The organism is Streptomyces sp. NPDC041713 (assembly GCF_055591085.1).
The window spans coordinates 236265-250134 of the sequence record NZ_JBVIZY010000004.1; the positions used below are offsets into that span (position 1 = coordinate 236265).

The 13870-nt window shown below is 72.7% G+C and carries 16 protein-coding genes; 7 read left to right on the forward strand and 9 right to left on the reverse strand.

From position 1 onward, the window contains the following. Positions 1 to 95 precede the first annotated feature (95 nt). The 3 genes from ACZ6CV_RS14350 to ACZ6CV_RS14360 form a co-directional block, all read right to left on the reverse strand. Complete coding sequence (locus ACZ6CV_RS14350) at positions 96 to 953, reverse strand: GNAT family N-acetyltransferase (protein WP_469251092.1); 858 nt, start codon at positions 951 to 953, stop codon at positions 96 to 98. 73 nt (positions 954 to 1026) lie between these two features. Beyond that, positions 1027 to 2253, reverse strand: coding sequence for a CynX/NimT family MFS transporter (locus ACZ6CV_RS14355; RefSeq protein ID WP_469251465.1), 1227 nt, complete (start codon positions 2251 to 2253; stop codon positions 1027 to 1029). 198 nt (positions 2254 to 2451) lie between these two features. After that, complete coding sequence (locus ACZ6CV_RS14360; RefSeq protein ID WP_469251093.1) at positions 2452 to 3228, reverse strand: FadR/GntR family transcriptional regulator; 777 nt, start codon at positions 3226 to 3228, stop codon at positions 2452 to 2454. Positions 3229 to 3523: 295 nt separating this feature from the next. Between ACZ6CV_RS14360 and ACZ6CV_RS14365 the strand changes: the two genes are divergently transcribed. The 3 genes from ACZ6CV_RS14365 to ACZ6CV_RS14375 all read left to right on the forward strand — a co-directional run bounded on the left by ACZ6CV_RS14365 (position 3524) and on the right by ACZ6CV_RS14375 (position 6561). Next, on the forward strand, positions 3524 to 4414 hold the full coding sequence (locus ACZ6CV_RS14365) for a glycoside hydrolase family 19 protein (RefSeq protein ID WP_469251094.1): 891 nt from the start codon (positions 3524 to 3526) through the stop codon (positions 4412 to 4414). 133 nt (positions 4415 to 4547) lie between these two features. Continuing rightward, positions 4548 to 4964 carry a CBS domain-containing protein gene (locus ACZ6CV_RS14370; RefSeq protein ID WP_469251096.1) on the forward strand — a complete coding sequence of 139 codons (417 nt, stop codon included), beginning with the start codon at positions 4548 to 4550 and terminating at the stop codon, positions 4962 to 4964. 196 nt (positions 4965 to 5160) lie between these two features. Further along, the gene (locus tag ACZ6CV_RS14375) at positions 5161 to 6561 is read left to right on the forward strand and encodes an NADP-dependent succinic semialdehyde dehydrogenase (RefSeq protein ID WP_469251097.1); all 1401 of its coding nucleotides are present in this window, start codon (positions 5161 to 5163) and stop codon (positions 6559 to 6561) included. Between the two features lie 47 nt (positions 6562 to 6608). On the opposite strand, the gene ACZ6CV_RS14380 is transcribed toward ACZ6CV_RS14375, so the two are convergent. Next, the gene (locus ACZ6CV_RS14380) at positions 6609 to 6836 is read right to left on the reverse strand and encodes a DUF5133 domain-containing protein (RefSeq protein ID WP_469251466.1); all 228 of its coding nucleotides are present in this window, start codon (positions 6834 to 6836) and stop codon (positions 6609 to 6611) included. A gap of 134 nt (positions 6837 to 6970) precedes the next feature. Between ACZ6CV_RS14380 and ACZ6CV_RS14385 the strand changes: the two genes are divergently transcribed. Then, complete coding sequence (locus ACZ6CV_RS14385) at positions 6971 to 7492, forward strand: DUF6328 family protein (RefSeq protein ID WP_469251098.1); 522 nt, start codon at positions 6971 to 6973, stop codon at positions 7490 to 7492. A gap of 60 nt (positions 7493 to 7552) precedes the next feature. On the opposite strand, the gene ACZ6CV_RS14390 is transcribed toward ACZ6CV_RS14385, so the two are convergent. Next, a complete protein-coding gene (locus ACZ6CV_RS14390) occupies positions 7553 to 8734 on the reverse strand; it encodes a 4-hydroxybenzoate 3-monooxygenase (RefSeq protein ID WP_469251099.1) in 1182 nt (393 codons plus the stop codon). Positions 8735 to 8991: 257 nt separating this feature from the next. On the opposite strand from ACZ6CV_RS14390, the gene ACZ6CV_RS14395 reads away from it, so the two are divergent. Genes ACZ6CV_RS14395 through ACZ6CV_RS14405 form a run of 3 tightly spaced genes read left to right on the forward strand, consistent with a single transcriptional unit; the run spans position 8992 to position 11016 of the window. After that, the gene (locus ACZ6CV_RS14395; protein ID WP_469251100.1) at positions 8992 to 9687 is read left to right on the forward strand and encodes a HemK2/MTQ2 family protein methyltransferase; all 696 of its coding nucleotides are present in this window, start codon (positions 8992 to 8994) and stop codon (positions 9685 to 9687) included. Further along, the gene (locus ACZ6CV_RS14400) at positions 9671 to 9922 is read left to right on the forward strand and encodes a CDGSH iron-sulfur domain-containing protein (RefSeq protein WP_469251101.1); all 252 of its coding nucleotides are present in this window, start codon (positions 9671 to 9673) and stop codon (positions 9920 to 9922) included. The genes ACZ6CV_RS14395 and ACZ6CV_RS14400 overlap by 17 nt, the downstream gene beginning before the upstream one ends. Then, positions 9919 to 11016, forward strand: coding sequence for an iron-containing redox enzyme family protein (locus tag ACZ6CV_RS14405; protein ID WP_469251102.1), 1098 nt, complete (start codon positions 9919 to 9921; stop codon positions 11014 to 11016). Before ACZ6CV_RS14400 ends, ACZ6CV_RS14405 begins: the two co-directional genes overlap by 4 nt. 8 nt (positions 11017 to 11024) lie before the next feature. Here the strand turns inward: ACZ6CV_RS14405 and ACZ6CV_RS14410 are convergent, their stop codons facing one another. The 4 genes from ACZ6CV_RS14410 to ACZ6CV_RS14425 all read right to left on the reverse strand — a co-directional run bounded on the left by ACZ6CV_RS14410 (position 11025) and on the right by ACZ6CV_RS14425 (position 13857). Further along, positions 11025 to 11711: a DUF6766 family protein gene (locus ACZ6CV_RS14410; RefSeq protein WP_469251103.1), complete on the reverse strand. Its 687-nt coding sequence runs from the start codon at positions 11709 to 11711 to the stop codon at positions 11025 to 11027. 83 nt (positions 11712 to 11794) lie between these two features. Then, on the reverse strand, positions 11795 to 12199 hold the full coding sequence (locus ACZ6CV_RS14415) for a hypothetical protein (protein WP_469251104.1): 405 nt from the start codon (positions 12197 to 12199) through the stop codon (positions 11795 to 11797). Between the two features lie 172 nt (positions 12200 to 12371). Next, positions 12372 to 12791, reverse strand: a complete 420-nt coding sequence (locus tag ACZ6CV_RS14420) for a hypothetical protein (RefSeq protein WP_469251105.1) — start codon at positions 12789 to 12791, stop codon at positions 12372 to 12374. Between the two features lie 100 nt (positions 12792 to 12891). Then, the gene (locus tag ACZ6CV_RS14425) at positions 12892 to 13857 is read right to left on the reverse strand and encodes an LLM class F420-dependent oxidoreductase (protein WP_469251106.1); all 966 of its coding nucleotides are present in this window, start codon (positions 13855 to 13857) and stop codon (positions 12892 to 12894) included. Positions 13858 to 13870 lie beyond the last annotated feature (13 nt).

A 13870-nucleotide genomic window follows, 5' to 3' on the forward strand; every position in this document is an offset into this window, starting at 1 on the left:
CCCCGGCGGGTATTTCACCCGCCGGAACCGCCGTCTCCACCCCGGGGTGTCAGTGGCCGGACGACCCCGGCGCCTGCCTGCCCGGCGGTCGGGCCCTAGCCGAGTTCGAGCGAGGTGACGCCGAAGACCCGTTCGTGCGCGTACTCCCTGATCGGCCCGGTGTACATGCGGGCCGTGTCGAAGGTGGGCTTCATGCCGCGCGCCTCGGCGAGCGCCACCGCCTCCCGGTTGGTGTCGGGCACGTCGATCGCGACGGGGTCGCCGTCCGCCTCCGCGGCCAGCGCGTCGAGGAGCGCCTCGGCGTCGGCGCGGGTGTCCGCGAACAGCGGCCCGACCCGCCGGGCGTCGCGGCCGGGCCTGAGCACCCCGTATCCGGTGAGCCTGCCGTCGACGATGCGGGCGAGGGAGCGGTGGCCCGGGGCGGTCAGCCAGGACTCCAGGAAGCGCGGCCGGTCCGCGGGCAGGCACGCGCTGTCGTACGCGACGAGTGCCCGCAGGCCCGCCGCCTCCACGGGGCGTACCTGCCGGTCCGGGGCGTCGACCACGGGAAGCGTGCCGATGTACCGCTGTGTCCCGTGCTTCCACGCGAAGCCGGAGCGGCGGTAGTTGTCCTGCTGGGCCGGGACGCCGTCCAGTCCCACGGTCCGGTTGCCCGCGTGCGCGAGCCCCGCCCGCCAGGTGGCGAGGCCGTGGCCGCGGCCACGCAGGTCGGGGCGGACGAGGTAGCACCCGAGAAAGGCGTACGCGTCCCCGTAGTTGACCACGGAGATCGCGGAGACCGGTTCGCCGTCGACGCGACCCAGGAAGAACCCGTCCGGGTCCTGCGCGAAGAACGAGGGGGTGTCGGTGAGGCCGGGGTTCCAGCCCTCGTCCGCCGCCCAGCCCGTCACCACCCGCCAGTCGTCGGGCGTGGCCCGTGCGATCGTGAGCTGCCCGGCGGCCGAATCCGTCATCGCTGCACCCTTCTCGATCCGACGGGGCGCGGCGTGGACCACCGCGCCCCGGTGCATCCTGCCCGGACCCGCGTCAGCCGATGCCCGCCACATGACGCTCGCGCGCGGCGCCGAACCCGGCCACCACCTGCGGCACAAGGAGGACGAGCAGGAGGATGAGCGGCACGGTCCAGCTGTGCGAGACGTCGTGGACGGCACCGAGCAGGGTCGGCCCGGTGGCGGCCAGGATGTAGCCGAAGCACTGGGCCATGCTGGAGAGTTGCGCCGCGTGCCGGGCGTCGGGGGCCCGCTGCACGATGAACAGGAGCGCCAGGCTGATGGCCGCGCCCTGGCCGAGGCCGAGCAGCGTCATCCACAGATAGGCGCCGCCGACGGGCGCGGCGAGCAGTCCGCCGAAGCCGACGGCGCAGAGGACGGCGCCGAGCGCGGCCAGGGTGCCCGAACGCAGCCTCCGGCCCACGACGACCGGGGCGAGGAAGGAGCCCGCGATGCCGAGCAGCGAGGAGAAGGAGAGCATCCAGCCGGCGTCACCGGCGGCCATCCCCGCGTCCTGGAACACCGTCGGCAACCAGGCGGCCGCCGCGTAGTAGTTGAGGGACTGCAGGCCCATGTACGCGGTGACCTGCCAGGCCAGCGGGGAGCGCCAGAGGCCCCGTACGGGATGGGCCGCCTGCCGGGCCGCCGCCGCGCTCACCCGGGTACGGGAGCGCAGCTGCGGCAGCCACACGATCAGCGCCACGACCGCGAGGGCTCCCCAACACGCCAGGGTGGTGCGCCAGTTCATGCCGTTCGCCTGCTGTACGGGCAGGGTGACGCCGGCGGCGAGGGCGGCGCCGCCGAACAGCGACATCGAGTAGAGGCCGGTCATCAGGCCGGCCTTCGCGGGGAAGTCGCGCTTGATCAGGCCGGGCAGCAGGACGTTGGCGACGGCGATGCCGGCGCCGATGACGACGGTGCCCGCGAAGAGCGCGACGACGGAGTCGAGCAGGCGCAGCGCGGTGCCCGCGCAGATCAGCGCCATGGTGCCGAGCAGCGAGCGTTCCATGCCGAAGCGGCGGCCGAGCCGTGGCGCGAACGGCGCGAGCAGGCCGAAGCAGAGCAGCGGGAGCGCGGTGAGGAGGCTGGTCGCGGCGGCCGACATGCCGCTGTCGTCGCGGATGGTGTCGGCGAGCGGGGAGACGGCGACGAGGGCGGGGCGGAGGTTGAGTGCCAGCAGGACGACGCCAACGGCGAGGTAGAGCGCGCGGCGCCCGGCCGGCAGGGAGGCGGGGCTCGGAGGTGCGCCGGCCCCGGCAGACATGTGCCCGGCGGCGACGCCGACCTCCGCCGACGCACCCGCCGAGGCCGCGTCGGCCTCGGCGGAGGAACGCGCCGGGCCCGCACCGGGCGCCGTGGCGCCGCCGGGTGCGGCCCCGCCGGCGGCCGGTGCTGCTGTCTCACTCATGTACTGCTCCTGCTCCTGCTTCGCGTGCTGCTGGTCACTCATGTGCGGGGTCACTCACGTGCGGTGTGCGGCGTCGGTTGTGCGGGGTGCCGCGTCCGCCGCGTCCGGGTCGTCGTCGAGGGCGTCGCCGGGGCCGTCCAGCGGCTGCTCGCGCAGCGCGGCCATGCCCTCGGAGATGTGGGCGAGCACCGCGGCCTCGGCGGCCTCGGGGTCACGCGCCTCGATGGCGTCGACGATCGCCTTGTGTCCGGCGAGCTGGTGGCGGACGGAGTCGGGGACGGGTGCCCCCATGACGGACTGCACGGTGGAGCGCAGGGCGTCACTGAGGTGTCCGTACAGCTCGGCCAGGACGGTGTTGTGCGCCGCGTCGGCGACGGTGCGGTGGAAGGCCATGTCCGCGTCGACGAACGCCGCGGTGTTGCCGCTCTCCCAGGCCAGGGTGCGCTCCTCCAGCGCGGCCCGCAGCGTGGCGAGGTCCTCGTCGGTGCGGCGCTCCGCGGCGTACCGGGCGGCGTCGCGCTCAAGGCCCGCGCGCACTTCGTACGCCTCAAGGACCCCCGCCCTGCGCATCCTGCGCTGGACCGCGGCGCCGAAGTCGCTGTTGGCGCGCACATAGGTGCCGTCGCCCTGGCGGGGTTCGAGCATGCCGGTGTGCACGAGCGCGCGGACCGCCTCACGCACGGTGTTGCGGCCCACGGCAAGCTGCTGCACGAGCAGTGGTTCGGCCGGGATCTTCTCGCCGACCCGCCACTCGCCGTCGGCGATGAGGCTCTCCATCTGGGCGATGACGAGGTCGACGAGGTTGGTCCTGGCGGCGCTGCGCAGCGGCATCGGTCGGCACACCTTCTCTCCGGGACGCCCTACGGGCGCCACACCTGGGAACATCCCATGTATACGAGACATGGGAACATCCCATGTTTCCGCTGTCAACCGGCGTGGACACCGACGCGGGCGCGGGCGCGGGGCGGCACGAACGAGGACAACGGGGACCGCCCACCCGTCGCGCCGCAGGTTTTACCCGCCTCCATTGGTCTAGACCTTGACAGGTTCAGACCATTTCGCTTGAGTCGCGGCACCCCCATGGCGGCGCGGGCCCCAAACCGCCCCGCCCGTAAGGAGAGTTGGCATGATCAGACGCATCACCGGCTTCGCGGCTGCGCTCGCCGCACTCGGCGCGACGATCGTCCTCGGCCCGGCCGCCACCTCGGCCTCCGCCGCCGAGTGCGCGGCCCCGTGGAACTCCTCGTCCGTCTACACCGGCGGCAAGGCGGCCTCGTACAACGGGCACAACTGGACCGCCAAGTGGTGGACGCAGAACGAGACTCCGGGCCGCGCCGACGTCTGGGCGGACCAGGGCGCCTGCGGCGGCGGCACGAACCCGGGCGACCCCGACCCGTCCGGCTTCGTCGTCAGCGAGGCCCAGTTCAATCAGATGTTCCCGAACCGGAACTCGTTCTACACGTACCAGGGTCTGACCGACGCGCTCAAGGCGTACCCGGGCTTCGCCAACACCGGCAGCGAGACGGTCCGGCGGCAGGAGGCGGCGGCGTTCCTCGCCAACGTCAGCCACGAGACCGGCGGGTTGGTGTACGTGGTCGAGCAGAACCAGAGCAACTACCCGCACTACTGCGACCAGTCCCAGCCCTACGGGTGTCCGGCGGGCCAGGCCGCCTACTACGGGCGCGGACCGATCCAGCTCAGCTGGAACTTCAACTACAAGGCCGCGGGCGACGCCCTCGGCATCGATCTCCTCCACAACCCCTACCTGGTGGAGCAGAACGCCTCCATCGCCTGGCAGACGGGCCTCTGGTACTGGAACACCCAGAGCGGCCCCGGCACCATGACCCCGCACAACGCCATGGTGAACGGCGCCGGTTTCGGTGAGACCATCCGCGCCATCAACGGCACCCTGGAGTGCAACGGCGGCAACCCCTCGCAGGTCCAGAGCCGCATCGACCGCTACAAGGCCTTCACCCAGATCCTCGGCACCACCCCCGGCTCGAACCTCAGCTGCTGAGGTTCGAGCAGGCGACGGGACCCGCCGTGCCGGTGGATGTTTCCCCCGCGCACGGTGGGCACCCGGTCGGCGACCGCGGTCCGGTCAGCCCGTCGGGCCACCGGGCCGCACACCGATCTGCGAGGAGGTTCGGATGACCACCGCACGCGAGATCATGACTCCGGGCGCGGAGTGCGCCGGAGCCGAGGAGACCGTCCTCCAGGCGGCTGCCAAGATGACGGAACTGGGCGTCGGGGCGCTGCCGATCTGCGGGACCGACAACCGGCTCAAGGGCGTCCTCACCGACCGCGACATCGTGGTCAAGGTCGTGGGCAAGGGCAAGGACCCCTCCAAGGTTCTGGTCAAGGAGCTCGCCCAGGGCGAGGCGGTGACCATCGGCGCGGACGACGGCGTCGACGAGGTCTTCGCGACCCTGACCGGACACAAGGTGCGGCGGCTGCCCGTGATCGACGGGCACGCCCTGGTGGGCATGGTCGCGCTCGCCGACGCCGCCCGCGCCCTGACCGACCCCAAGGCCGGACAGCTCCTGGAAGCGCTCTCCACGGACTGATCCCGCCCTTTGTAGGCCGCGTGGGCCCTTCGCGGGGCCTTCGTGGGGCTTCGTGGGGCTTCGCGGGGCCTTCGTGAGCACTTCGCGGTACGAGGCCGCCGCCTCCCCGCATGCCACATCCCCGCATGCCGCCACGTGCGGGTCGGCCTACGCTGAAATGCCCCGGTACGTACCGCGCGGAGCCTGGAGGAACCGCATGCCCATCGCCACGGTCAACCCGGCCACCGGTGAGACCCTCGAGACCTTCGAGCCGCTCACGCCCGACGAGATCAAGGAGCGTCTGGCGGCCGCCGACGCCGCGTACGCGCACCACCGCACCACCGACTTCGCCGAGCGCTCCCGACTGCTCGAACGCGCCGCCGACCTGCTCGAAGAGGACATCCCGGCCATCGCGCGCACCATGACGACGGAGATGGGCAAGCCGGTCAAGGCCGCGAGGGCCGAGGCGGCGAAGTGCGTCAAGAGCATGCGCTGGTACGCGCGGCACGCCGAGTCGCTGCTCGCCGACGAACACCCCGCGCGGGAGGACGTGGCCGACTCGGGCGCCTCACGGGCCGTGGTCCGCTACCGCCCGCTCGGCGTCGTCCTCGCCGTCATGCCGTGGAACTTCCCGCTCTGGCAGGTCGTCCGCTTCGCCGCCCCCGCCCTGATGGCCGGCAACGTCGCCCTCCTCAAGCACGCGTCGAACGTGCCCCGCACCGCCCTCTACCTCCAGGACCTCTTCACCCGCGCCGGCTACCCGGAGGGCTGCTTCCAGACGCTCCTGGTCGGCTCGGGCGCGGTCGAGGACATCCTGCGCGACCGGCGGGTGGCCGCGGCGACGCTCACCGGCAGCGAGCCCGCCGGACGCGCGGTCGCGTCCGTCGCGGGCGACGAGATCAAGAAGACCGTCCTGGAACTGGGCGGCAGCGACCCGTACATCGTGCTGCCGAGCGCCGACGTCGAGCGCGCGGCCGCGACCGCGGTGACGGCCCGCGTACAGAACAACGGCCAGTCCTGCATCGCCGCCAAGCGCTTCATCGTGCACGCCGACGTCTACGACGCCTTCCGCGACCGGTTCGTCGCCGGCATGCGGGAGTTGACCGTCGGCGACCCGATGGACGAGGACACCGACGTGGGTCCGCTCTCCAGCGAGCAGGGCCGCGGCGACCTGGAGGAGCTCGTCGAGGACGCGCTGGGCAAGGGTGCCACCGCGCTGTGCGGCGGCGAGCGGCCGAAGGAGCAGGAGCGGGGCTGGTACTACGCTCCGACCGTCCTCGCGGACATCACCCCGCAGATGCGGATCCACCAGGAGGAGACGTTCGGCCCGGTGGCCACGCTCTACCGCGTCGCGGATCTGGACGAGGCGTTGGAGCTGGCCAACGACACGCCGTTCGGCCTGAGTTCGAACGTGTGGACCCGTGACGACGCCGAGGTCGAGAGGTGCGTACGCAACCTGGAGGCGGGCGGTGTCTTCTTCAACGGCATGACCGCCTCCCACCCCGGCCTGCCCTTCGGCGGCGTCAAGCGGTCCGGCTACGGACGGGAGCTCTCCGGCCACGGCATCCGGGAGTTCTGCAACGCCACGACCGTCTGGCACGGCGCTCAGGAGGGGTGAGCAGGAGGGGTGACCAGGAGGGCCGACCCGGCAGGGGGCGCCGTTCGTCAAGCGGTCAGCACGGAGTCGTCCATGGTCCTCGCGCCCGGCAGCCGGTGGCCCGCCGCGACGACGGCCGCGTCGACGTCACTGGTGCCGGTCGCGAGGCACAGGCTGTACGCCACGTCCTCGTACGCCTGTCGGCTCTCGGCACTTCCTTGATCGGCGCGGAGCAGAGCCAGAGCCTTGTAGCGCTCCAGCAGGTCTTCCAGGACGACGGGGTGCGCCAGCAGCATGGGGGCTTCCTCCGGATCGGGTGCGATGATCACTCAGACTCCCGCCTGCCCGCCCGCGACGACTCGAATCAAACACGCGCCCGCATTTCGCGCCCCCGTTTGTAGAGTCCTTGGTTCCTGGGCAGACTCATGATGTGGACGCGTCGAACAGGGGAACCGGGGACGGCCCGGGAACGCCCCCTCCGAGCGACGACCGCCGCGAGACCGAGAGCGAGCGCGCCGACCGCCGCTGGGGCGAACTGATCCAGGAGGTTCGGGTCGCGCAGACCGGCGTGCAGATCCTCTTCGGCTTCCTGCTGACCGTCGCCTTCACCCCGCGGTTCCAGGACCTGACCGACACCGACCGGACCATCTACGTCGTGACCGTGATCCTCGGCTCCGCGGCGACCGGGGCCCTCATCGGCCCGGTGTCGTTCCACCGCGTCGTCGCGGGCCGCAAGATCAAGCCGGCGGCGGTGCTGTGGGCCTCCCGGCTCACCTTCCTCGGCCTGATCCTCCTGCTCGGCACGTTGACGTCGGCGCTCCTGCTCATCCTGCGGGTGGCCACCGACGACACCGTGGTCCCCTGGCTGGTGTCCGGGGTCGTCGGCTGGTACCTGCTGTGCTGGTTCGTGCTGCCCATGTGGGCGCGCCACCGCCACACGACACCGGACTGAGCCGACCGGACCGACGCGGGCCGCGCCGGGCTCACCGTTCTACGCGCCCGCTTCACCGCCTCACGTGTCCGCGTTCTTGCCTATGTACAGCTCCGCGAAGGCCGCGGCCCCGGTGGACGAGGCAAGGAGCCGTCGCAGCCGGGCGTCCGCGACGCCCGCCTCGAACGGGTCGCCCGACGAGGCCCCGTGCAGTACGTCGGCGAACCACTGCGAGAACTCCTGGTACTGCCACACGCGCGGCAGGCAGTCCGCCGAGTAGCCGTGCAGGCCGCTCTCGTCGCCGTCCCGGGCGTGCGCGACGAGGGCGTCCCCGAGCGTCAGCGCGTCGTGCAGGGCGAGGTTCATGCCCTTCGCCGCGATCGGCGCCGTGAGGTGGGCGGCGTCGCCCGCCAGGTACAGGCGGCCGCGGGACATCGGCGCCACCACGTAGTTGTGCATGTCCAGGACGCGCTTCTCGACGATCCGCCCCTCGGTGAGCGGCGGCGCCCCGTCGGCGGCAAGGCGCGCGTGCAGCTCCGCCCAGACCCGCTCGTCGGGCCAGCCGGCCGGGTCGTCGCCGGGCGGGCACTCCAGGTAGTAGCGGGTGATCTCGGGGCTGCGCGCCATGTGCGCGGCGAAGCCCCGGGGGTGCAGCCCGAAGACGACGCAGTCCGAGGACGGCGGCGCCTCGGCCAGCAGGGCCAGCCAGCCGATGCCGTAGTCACGCCGCGCGACGACCGCGCCGTGCTCCTCGGTCAGATGGGCGCGGGTCACTCCGCGTGCCCCGTCACAGCCCGCCACGGCGTCACAGTCAAGCCGCACACGCTCGCCGGTGGCGGGATCCGTGTACGACACCGCGGGACGGTCCGTGTCGATGTCGTGCAGTCGTACGTCGCGCACACCGAAGCGGATGTCGCCGCCCGCGCGGTCCGCGTAGGCCCGCACCAGGTCCGTGACCAGCAGCGGCTGGGGGTAGACGAAGTGGCGGTGGCCCGACAGCTCGGCGTAGCGGAACCGATGGCGCTCCCCCGCGCTGCGGAACTCGCACTCGGTGTGCGTCTGCGCGCGTTCGAGGAGCGGCCCGGCCAGCCCTCTGCGCTCCAGGGCGCGCACCGCCCACTCCTCCAGGAAGCCCGCGCGGGGTCGCTGTTCGATGAACTCCCTGCTCTCCGTCTCCAGGACCACGCAGTCCACGGAGGCGGCGCGCAGGATGTTGGCAACGGTGAGTCCGGCCGGTCCGGCCCCCACGACGACGACGGTCATCCGAGCAGTATGGCGGTGCCCCCCGACAGCGGAAGCGGCGCGTCCGTCCTTCCGCGTCCGTCCTTTCCGCCCCGGGAGCCCCAGAGGTGTGGATCACCGCGGCCGGGGCACCCAGTTCCAGGACCGAAGCAGGCAACAATCCGCCCTGATCGCCGTATGTCACTACGTGTCACCGTTCGAGTGGTGGCCGACGCCGAACCGGCGGAGCGTGGAAGGAGGAGCACCCTCGTGGGGTTTCCGCAGACGGGAGATGCCGCATGACCACGCACACAAGGACCCCGATGCCGGCGCCGGCCCGCCCGGCGCCCATCTTCACCCTCCCGGGCGTGTACGCACCGCAGCACGACACCGCGCTGCTCACCCGCGCCCTGGATCGTGAAGACATCGGAGCCGGCACTTCCGTACTGGACCTGGGAACGGGTTCCGGGGCGCTCGCCGTGGCGGCCGCCCGGCGGGGCGCACGGGTGACGGCCCTCGACATCTCCTGGCGGGCCGTGCTGACGGCCCGGCTCAACGCGCTGCTCAGCCGACAGTCGGTCACCGTGCACCACGGCGACCTGACCACCAGGGTGCCGAGAGGGCCGTTCGACCTGGTCCTCACCAATCCCCCCTACGTGCCCTCGCCCTCCCCGATGCTGCCCCGGCGTGGTGCCGCGCGCGCCTGGGACGGCGGGCTCGCCGGGCGTCTCGTCGTGGACCGCGTCTGCGACACGGCGCCCCGGATCCTGCGGACCGGCGGCGTCCTGCTGATGGTGCACTCCGCGCTCTGCGACGAACAGCTCACGCTGGACCGGCTCGCGCTGCGGGGCATGAAGGCCGAGGTCGTCGAGCGGCGGCTCATACCCTTCGGGCCCGTGCTGCGCTCGCGCCAGGCGTGGCTGCGCCGGCGCCACCTCATCGGCGACGACGAGACGAGCGAGGAGCTGGTGGTGGTCCGTGCCGAACGCGTCTGAACGCCCCCGCCGCGTCACGGTCGACCCGGAGGGGCCGCTCCTGGTGGAAGGCCCGGTGGAGGTGGTCGCCGACGACGGGACCGTCTCCGTCTCGGAGCGCTTCGCCGTCGCGATCTGCACCTGCCGCCGCAGCCGTACGTACCCGTGGTGCGATACCAGTCACCGCAAGCGGGTCAAGACCCACGAGGAGAAGCCGTCCACCACCGAGACCGAGGAGCCGGAGGCCTCGTCATGACCGCCCCCGCCGAGACGACGACGCCCGCCGGGCCGACAGCGCCCGTCGAATCCCGTCGCCACATCCCCGAACTCCCCTCCCCGCGCGGCACGTTGTCCCGCGCCCTCGTCACCGCGCTGCGGGGCGAGGGTCCGGCCCCCGACCCCGGACAGGCGCAACAGGCCGAGCCGTACGGGGACGACCTCCAGCTGGCGCTCTACGTCCTCTACGAACTGCACTACCAGGGGTTCTCCGGAGTGTCCGACGAGTGCGAGTGGGACCCGGCCCTGCTGGCCCTGCGGCGCGCTCTTGAGCAGCGCTTCCTGGACGCCCTCGACGCCGACGTGCCGCGCTGCGAGGACGCCGACGAGGCGCTCGGCGCGCTCCTCGTGGAACCCGTCGGGCACGACGCGTCGAGCGTCAGCCACCACCTGCAGCGCGACGGCGAGCCGTGGCAGATGCGGGAGTACGCGGCGCTGCGCTCCCTGTACCACCTCAAGGAGGCCGACCCGCACGCCTGGGTCATCCCCCGGCTGCACGGCCGGGCCAAGGCGGCGATGGTGGCCATCGAGTACGACGAGTTCGGGGCGGGGCGCGCCGAGGACGTCCACGCCCGGCTCTTCGCCGAGCTCATGACCGATCTCGGCCTGGAGACGGCGTACGGCCACTATCTGGACGCCGCCCCCGCCGAGGTGCTCGCCACCGTGAACCTGATGTCCCTGTTCGGGCTGCACCGCGCCCATCGCGGGGCGCTCGTCGGCCACTTCGCCTCCGTGGAGGTGACCTCGTCGCCCGGTTCGCGACGGCTGGCGGCTGCCCTGCGCAGGATCGGCGCCGGCCCCGCCGCGCAGCGGTTCTACGACGAGCACGTGGAGGCCGACGCGGTGCACGAGCAGGTGGTGCGCCGTGACGTCATCGGCGGCCTGCTGGACGCCGAACCGGGGCTGGAGCCCGACGTGGCCTTCGGGGTACGCGCCACCGGTTTCCTGGAGGACCGCCTCGCCGCCCGGGTGCTGGCCGCCTGGCGCGAGGGGCGGAGCGTGCTGCGCGTACCGCTGTCCGACGCGCCCAAGGCCGCTGGCGCGTCCAGGACTCCTGGCGCTGTCGGCGCGTAGTGAAGGGGTCAGCCGCCCTCGACGCCGGTCACGTCGTGCGGCGAGCCGACCGGCTTGGACTCCGGTGAGCCGCGCTGGCGCAGATAGACGGAGAAGATGGCCATCGAGCCCACCGCGAGGAGTTCGGACTGCCAGTTCTGCAGCGTGCGGCCCCAGAAGTCGGCGGTGCCCAGGTAGCCGAACCAGCTGATGGGCGCCTGGAGTTCCCGCAGGTGCTCCTCGTTGTACGCGGCCGCGCCCGCCACCGACTGGGTCAGCCAGGAGAGCAGGAAGAACGTGCACATCAGGATGCCGAGGGACCGCGCGTACCAGGCCTGGCGCAAGCCTCCCGTCGAGGCGAGGGCGGGCGAGTCGGGCTGCGCGTGCGCGCCGACCTTCTGCCGCGCGTCGGACTCCGGGCCCGCCTTGTCGAGCTCCTTCGACTCGGGCGAGCCGCGTTGGAGCAGCCAGACGGTGCCGAAGATGTAGAGGAAGAACTGCAGGTACTCGGACTGCCAGTTCTCCGTCACGTCGACGGCGAAGTCGGAGGTCAGGAGGTAGCCGCCGAACGTCGTCGGGGCCAGCTCCTGCGCCACGAGCTGGTTGTTGAAGTCGGCGTGGCCCGCGACCGCCTGCCCCGCGAGGGCAAGCAGGAAGGCCACGCCGAACACCAGCGTCAGGCTGTTCTCGCGCAGGAAGCGCCGCACCCGGCTCACCGCCGCGTCAGCCCGAGCGCCAGGCAGTAGGCCAGCCCCGCCACCACCACCAGCAGATACAGCGTGAACATCGTCCGCACGCGTCAACCGCCCTTGATCAGACACTGATACGGCTTCTCGGGACGCGGCGTGCAGCCGGCGGCCGTCACCTTCCAGCCGTCCGGGAAGGACGACAGGAAGAGCGTGTCGCGGCCGGTCACGGCGCGCGCCTGGCGTCCGTACACGTCGATGTGGCGTACGGGGGACGCCGGGGGCAGCTTCGCGTCGGGCAGGGCCCGCGCGCACGGGAGTTCGGCGGACTGCTCCAGCTCGTCGAGGGTGCCGGGGGCGAGCGCCGCGCAGCCGCGTACGACGTCCGCGGCGCGCAGGCTCGCCTCGAAACGGTTCGCCGCCCGGCTCGCGGCGTCCTCACGCGCCTGGACGCCGCCGCAGCCGGCGAGTGCGCAGCACAGCAGCGCCACGGGCACGCCCAGCTTCGTTCCGCGCACCGTATTCGCGCTCCCTCACGGTCCCGTCGGTCGGTGGACGCCGCACCGCGACGGTGGTCCGTACGGATGCGGGTCCCCCGACGATGCCGTGGCCCGCCCGGGCGGACGCCTCCCGGCGATGCGACACGCGGGCAGGCGCCCGAACGGAGCGCGCCCGGTCAGCCCTGCCCGGTCAGCCCTGCCCGATCGGCGCGCCGTGCTCGGGGGCGGTCAGGCGGAGCTGTACGTCGACCTCCTGATCGCCGGACGCGGTGCCGACGGTCGCCACCACGAAGGCGGCCTCGAGAGCTTCGCGCAGGCGGGCGACCGCGACCGGTCCGCCGTGCAGGTCGGCGGTGACGGGGCCCGCGAGCAGGGTGCCCGGCACGTGGTCCGGGCACCGGTCGGCGAGGAAGCCGCCGGTCCAGACGGCGGGCCCGGGGTCCTCGGTCTGGCGCGGCGCGTCGGCGCCCCGGTCGGACGGGAAGTGGGCGCGCAGGACGGTGAAGACGGTGTCCGCGTCGGCCACCGAGCACTCGCCGAGGACGACCTGCACGAGGTCCGCGGACTGCGGGTGCGGGGCGGCCGGTGCCTGGTCGGGCGTGGGGTTCACGGGGTCGGTCTCCTTACGGTGATGCGGGGCGCAGGGTGCGTGGCCGCGGCGTGCGTGGACGCGGCGTGCGTGGACGCGGCGTGCGTGGGCGCGGGGTGCGTCACAGCTCCCGCAGCGCGGGCAGCAGCTTCTTCTCGGCCCACTCGATGAAGGGACGCTGGTGTTCGCCGCCCACCTGGACGAGGGCGATCTCCGTGAAACCCGCATCGGCGAAGGGGCGTACGGCCTCGACGAAGGTGTCGACGTCGTCCCCGCACGGGATCTGCTCGGCCATGTCCTGCGGGGTGACGAACTGGGTGGCTCCCGCGAACGCGGCGGGCCCGGGCAGTTCGGCGTTGACCGGCCAGCCCCCGACGGACCAGCGGAACTGGTCGTGGGCGCGGGCGATGGCCGCGTCCTTGTCGGGGTCGTAGCAGACGGGCAGCTGGCCGACCCGGGGCTTGCCGCGGCCGCCGTGCCGTTCGAAGGACTCGACGAGTTCGGCCTTGGGCTCGGTGGCGATGACCAGGTCGGCGTGTCGGCCGGCCAGTGCGCAGGACCGCTCGCCGGACACGGCGATGCCGATGGGCGGCAGCTCGTCGGGCAGGTCCCACAGGCGGGCGTTGGCCACGTCGAAGTGGGTGCCCTCGTGGTTGACGTTCTCGCCGGTGAACAGCCTCTTGATGATGTCGACGGCCTCCTCGAACATGTCGAGGCGGACCCGCGCGGCGGGCCAGCCGCCGCCGACGACGTGCTCGTTGAGGTTCTCGCCCGAGCCGAGCCCCAGCCGGAAGCGGCCCTCGGACAGCAGCTGCATCGTCGCGGCCTTCTGCGCGACGACCGCGGGGTGATAGCGGGTCGTGGGGCAGGTCACGTACGTCATGAGCGGGATGCGCGAGGTGGCCTGCGCCGCCGCGCCGAGCACGCTCCACGCGTACGGGGAGTGCCCCTGGGAGTCGAGCCACGGGAAGTAGTGGTCGGAGGTGACGGAGAAGTCGAAACCGGCCCGCTCCGCCGCGACCAGGTCGTCCACGAGCGCGCGCGGCCCCGCCTGTTCGGTCATCATTGTGTAGCCGATTTGCACCATAGATGATCGTTTT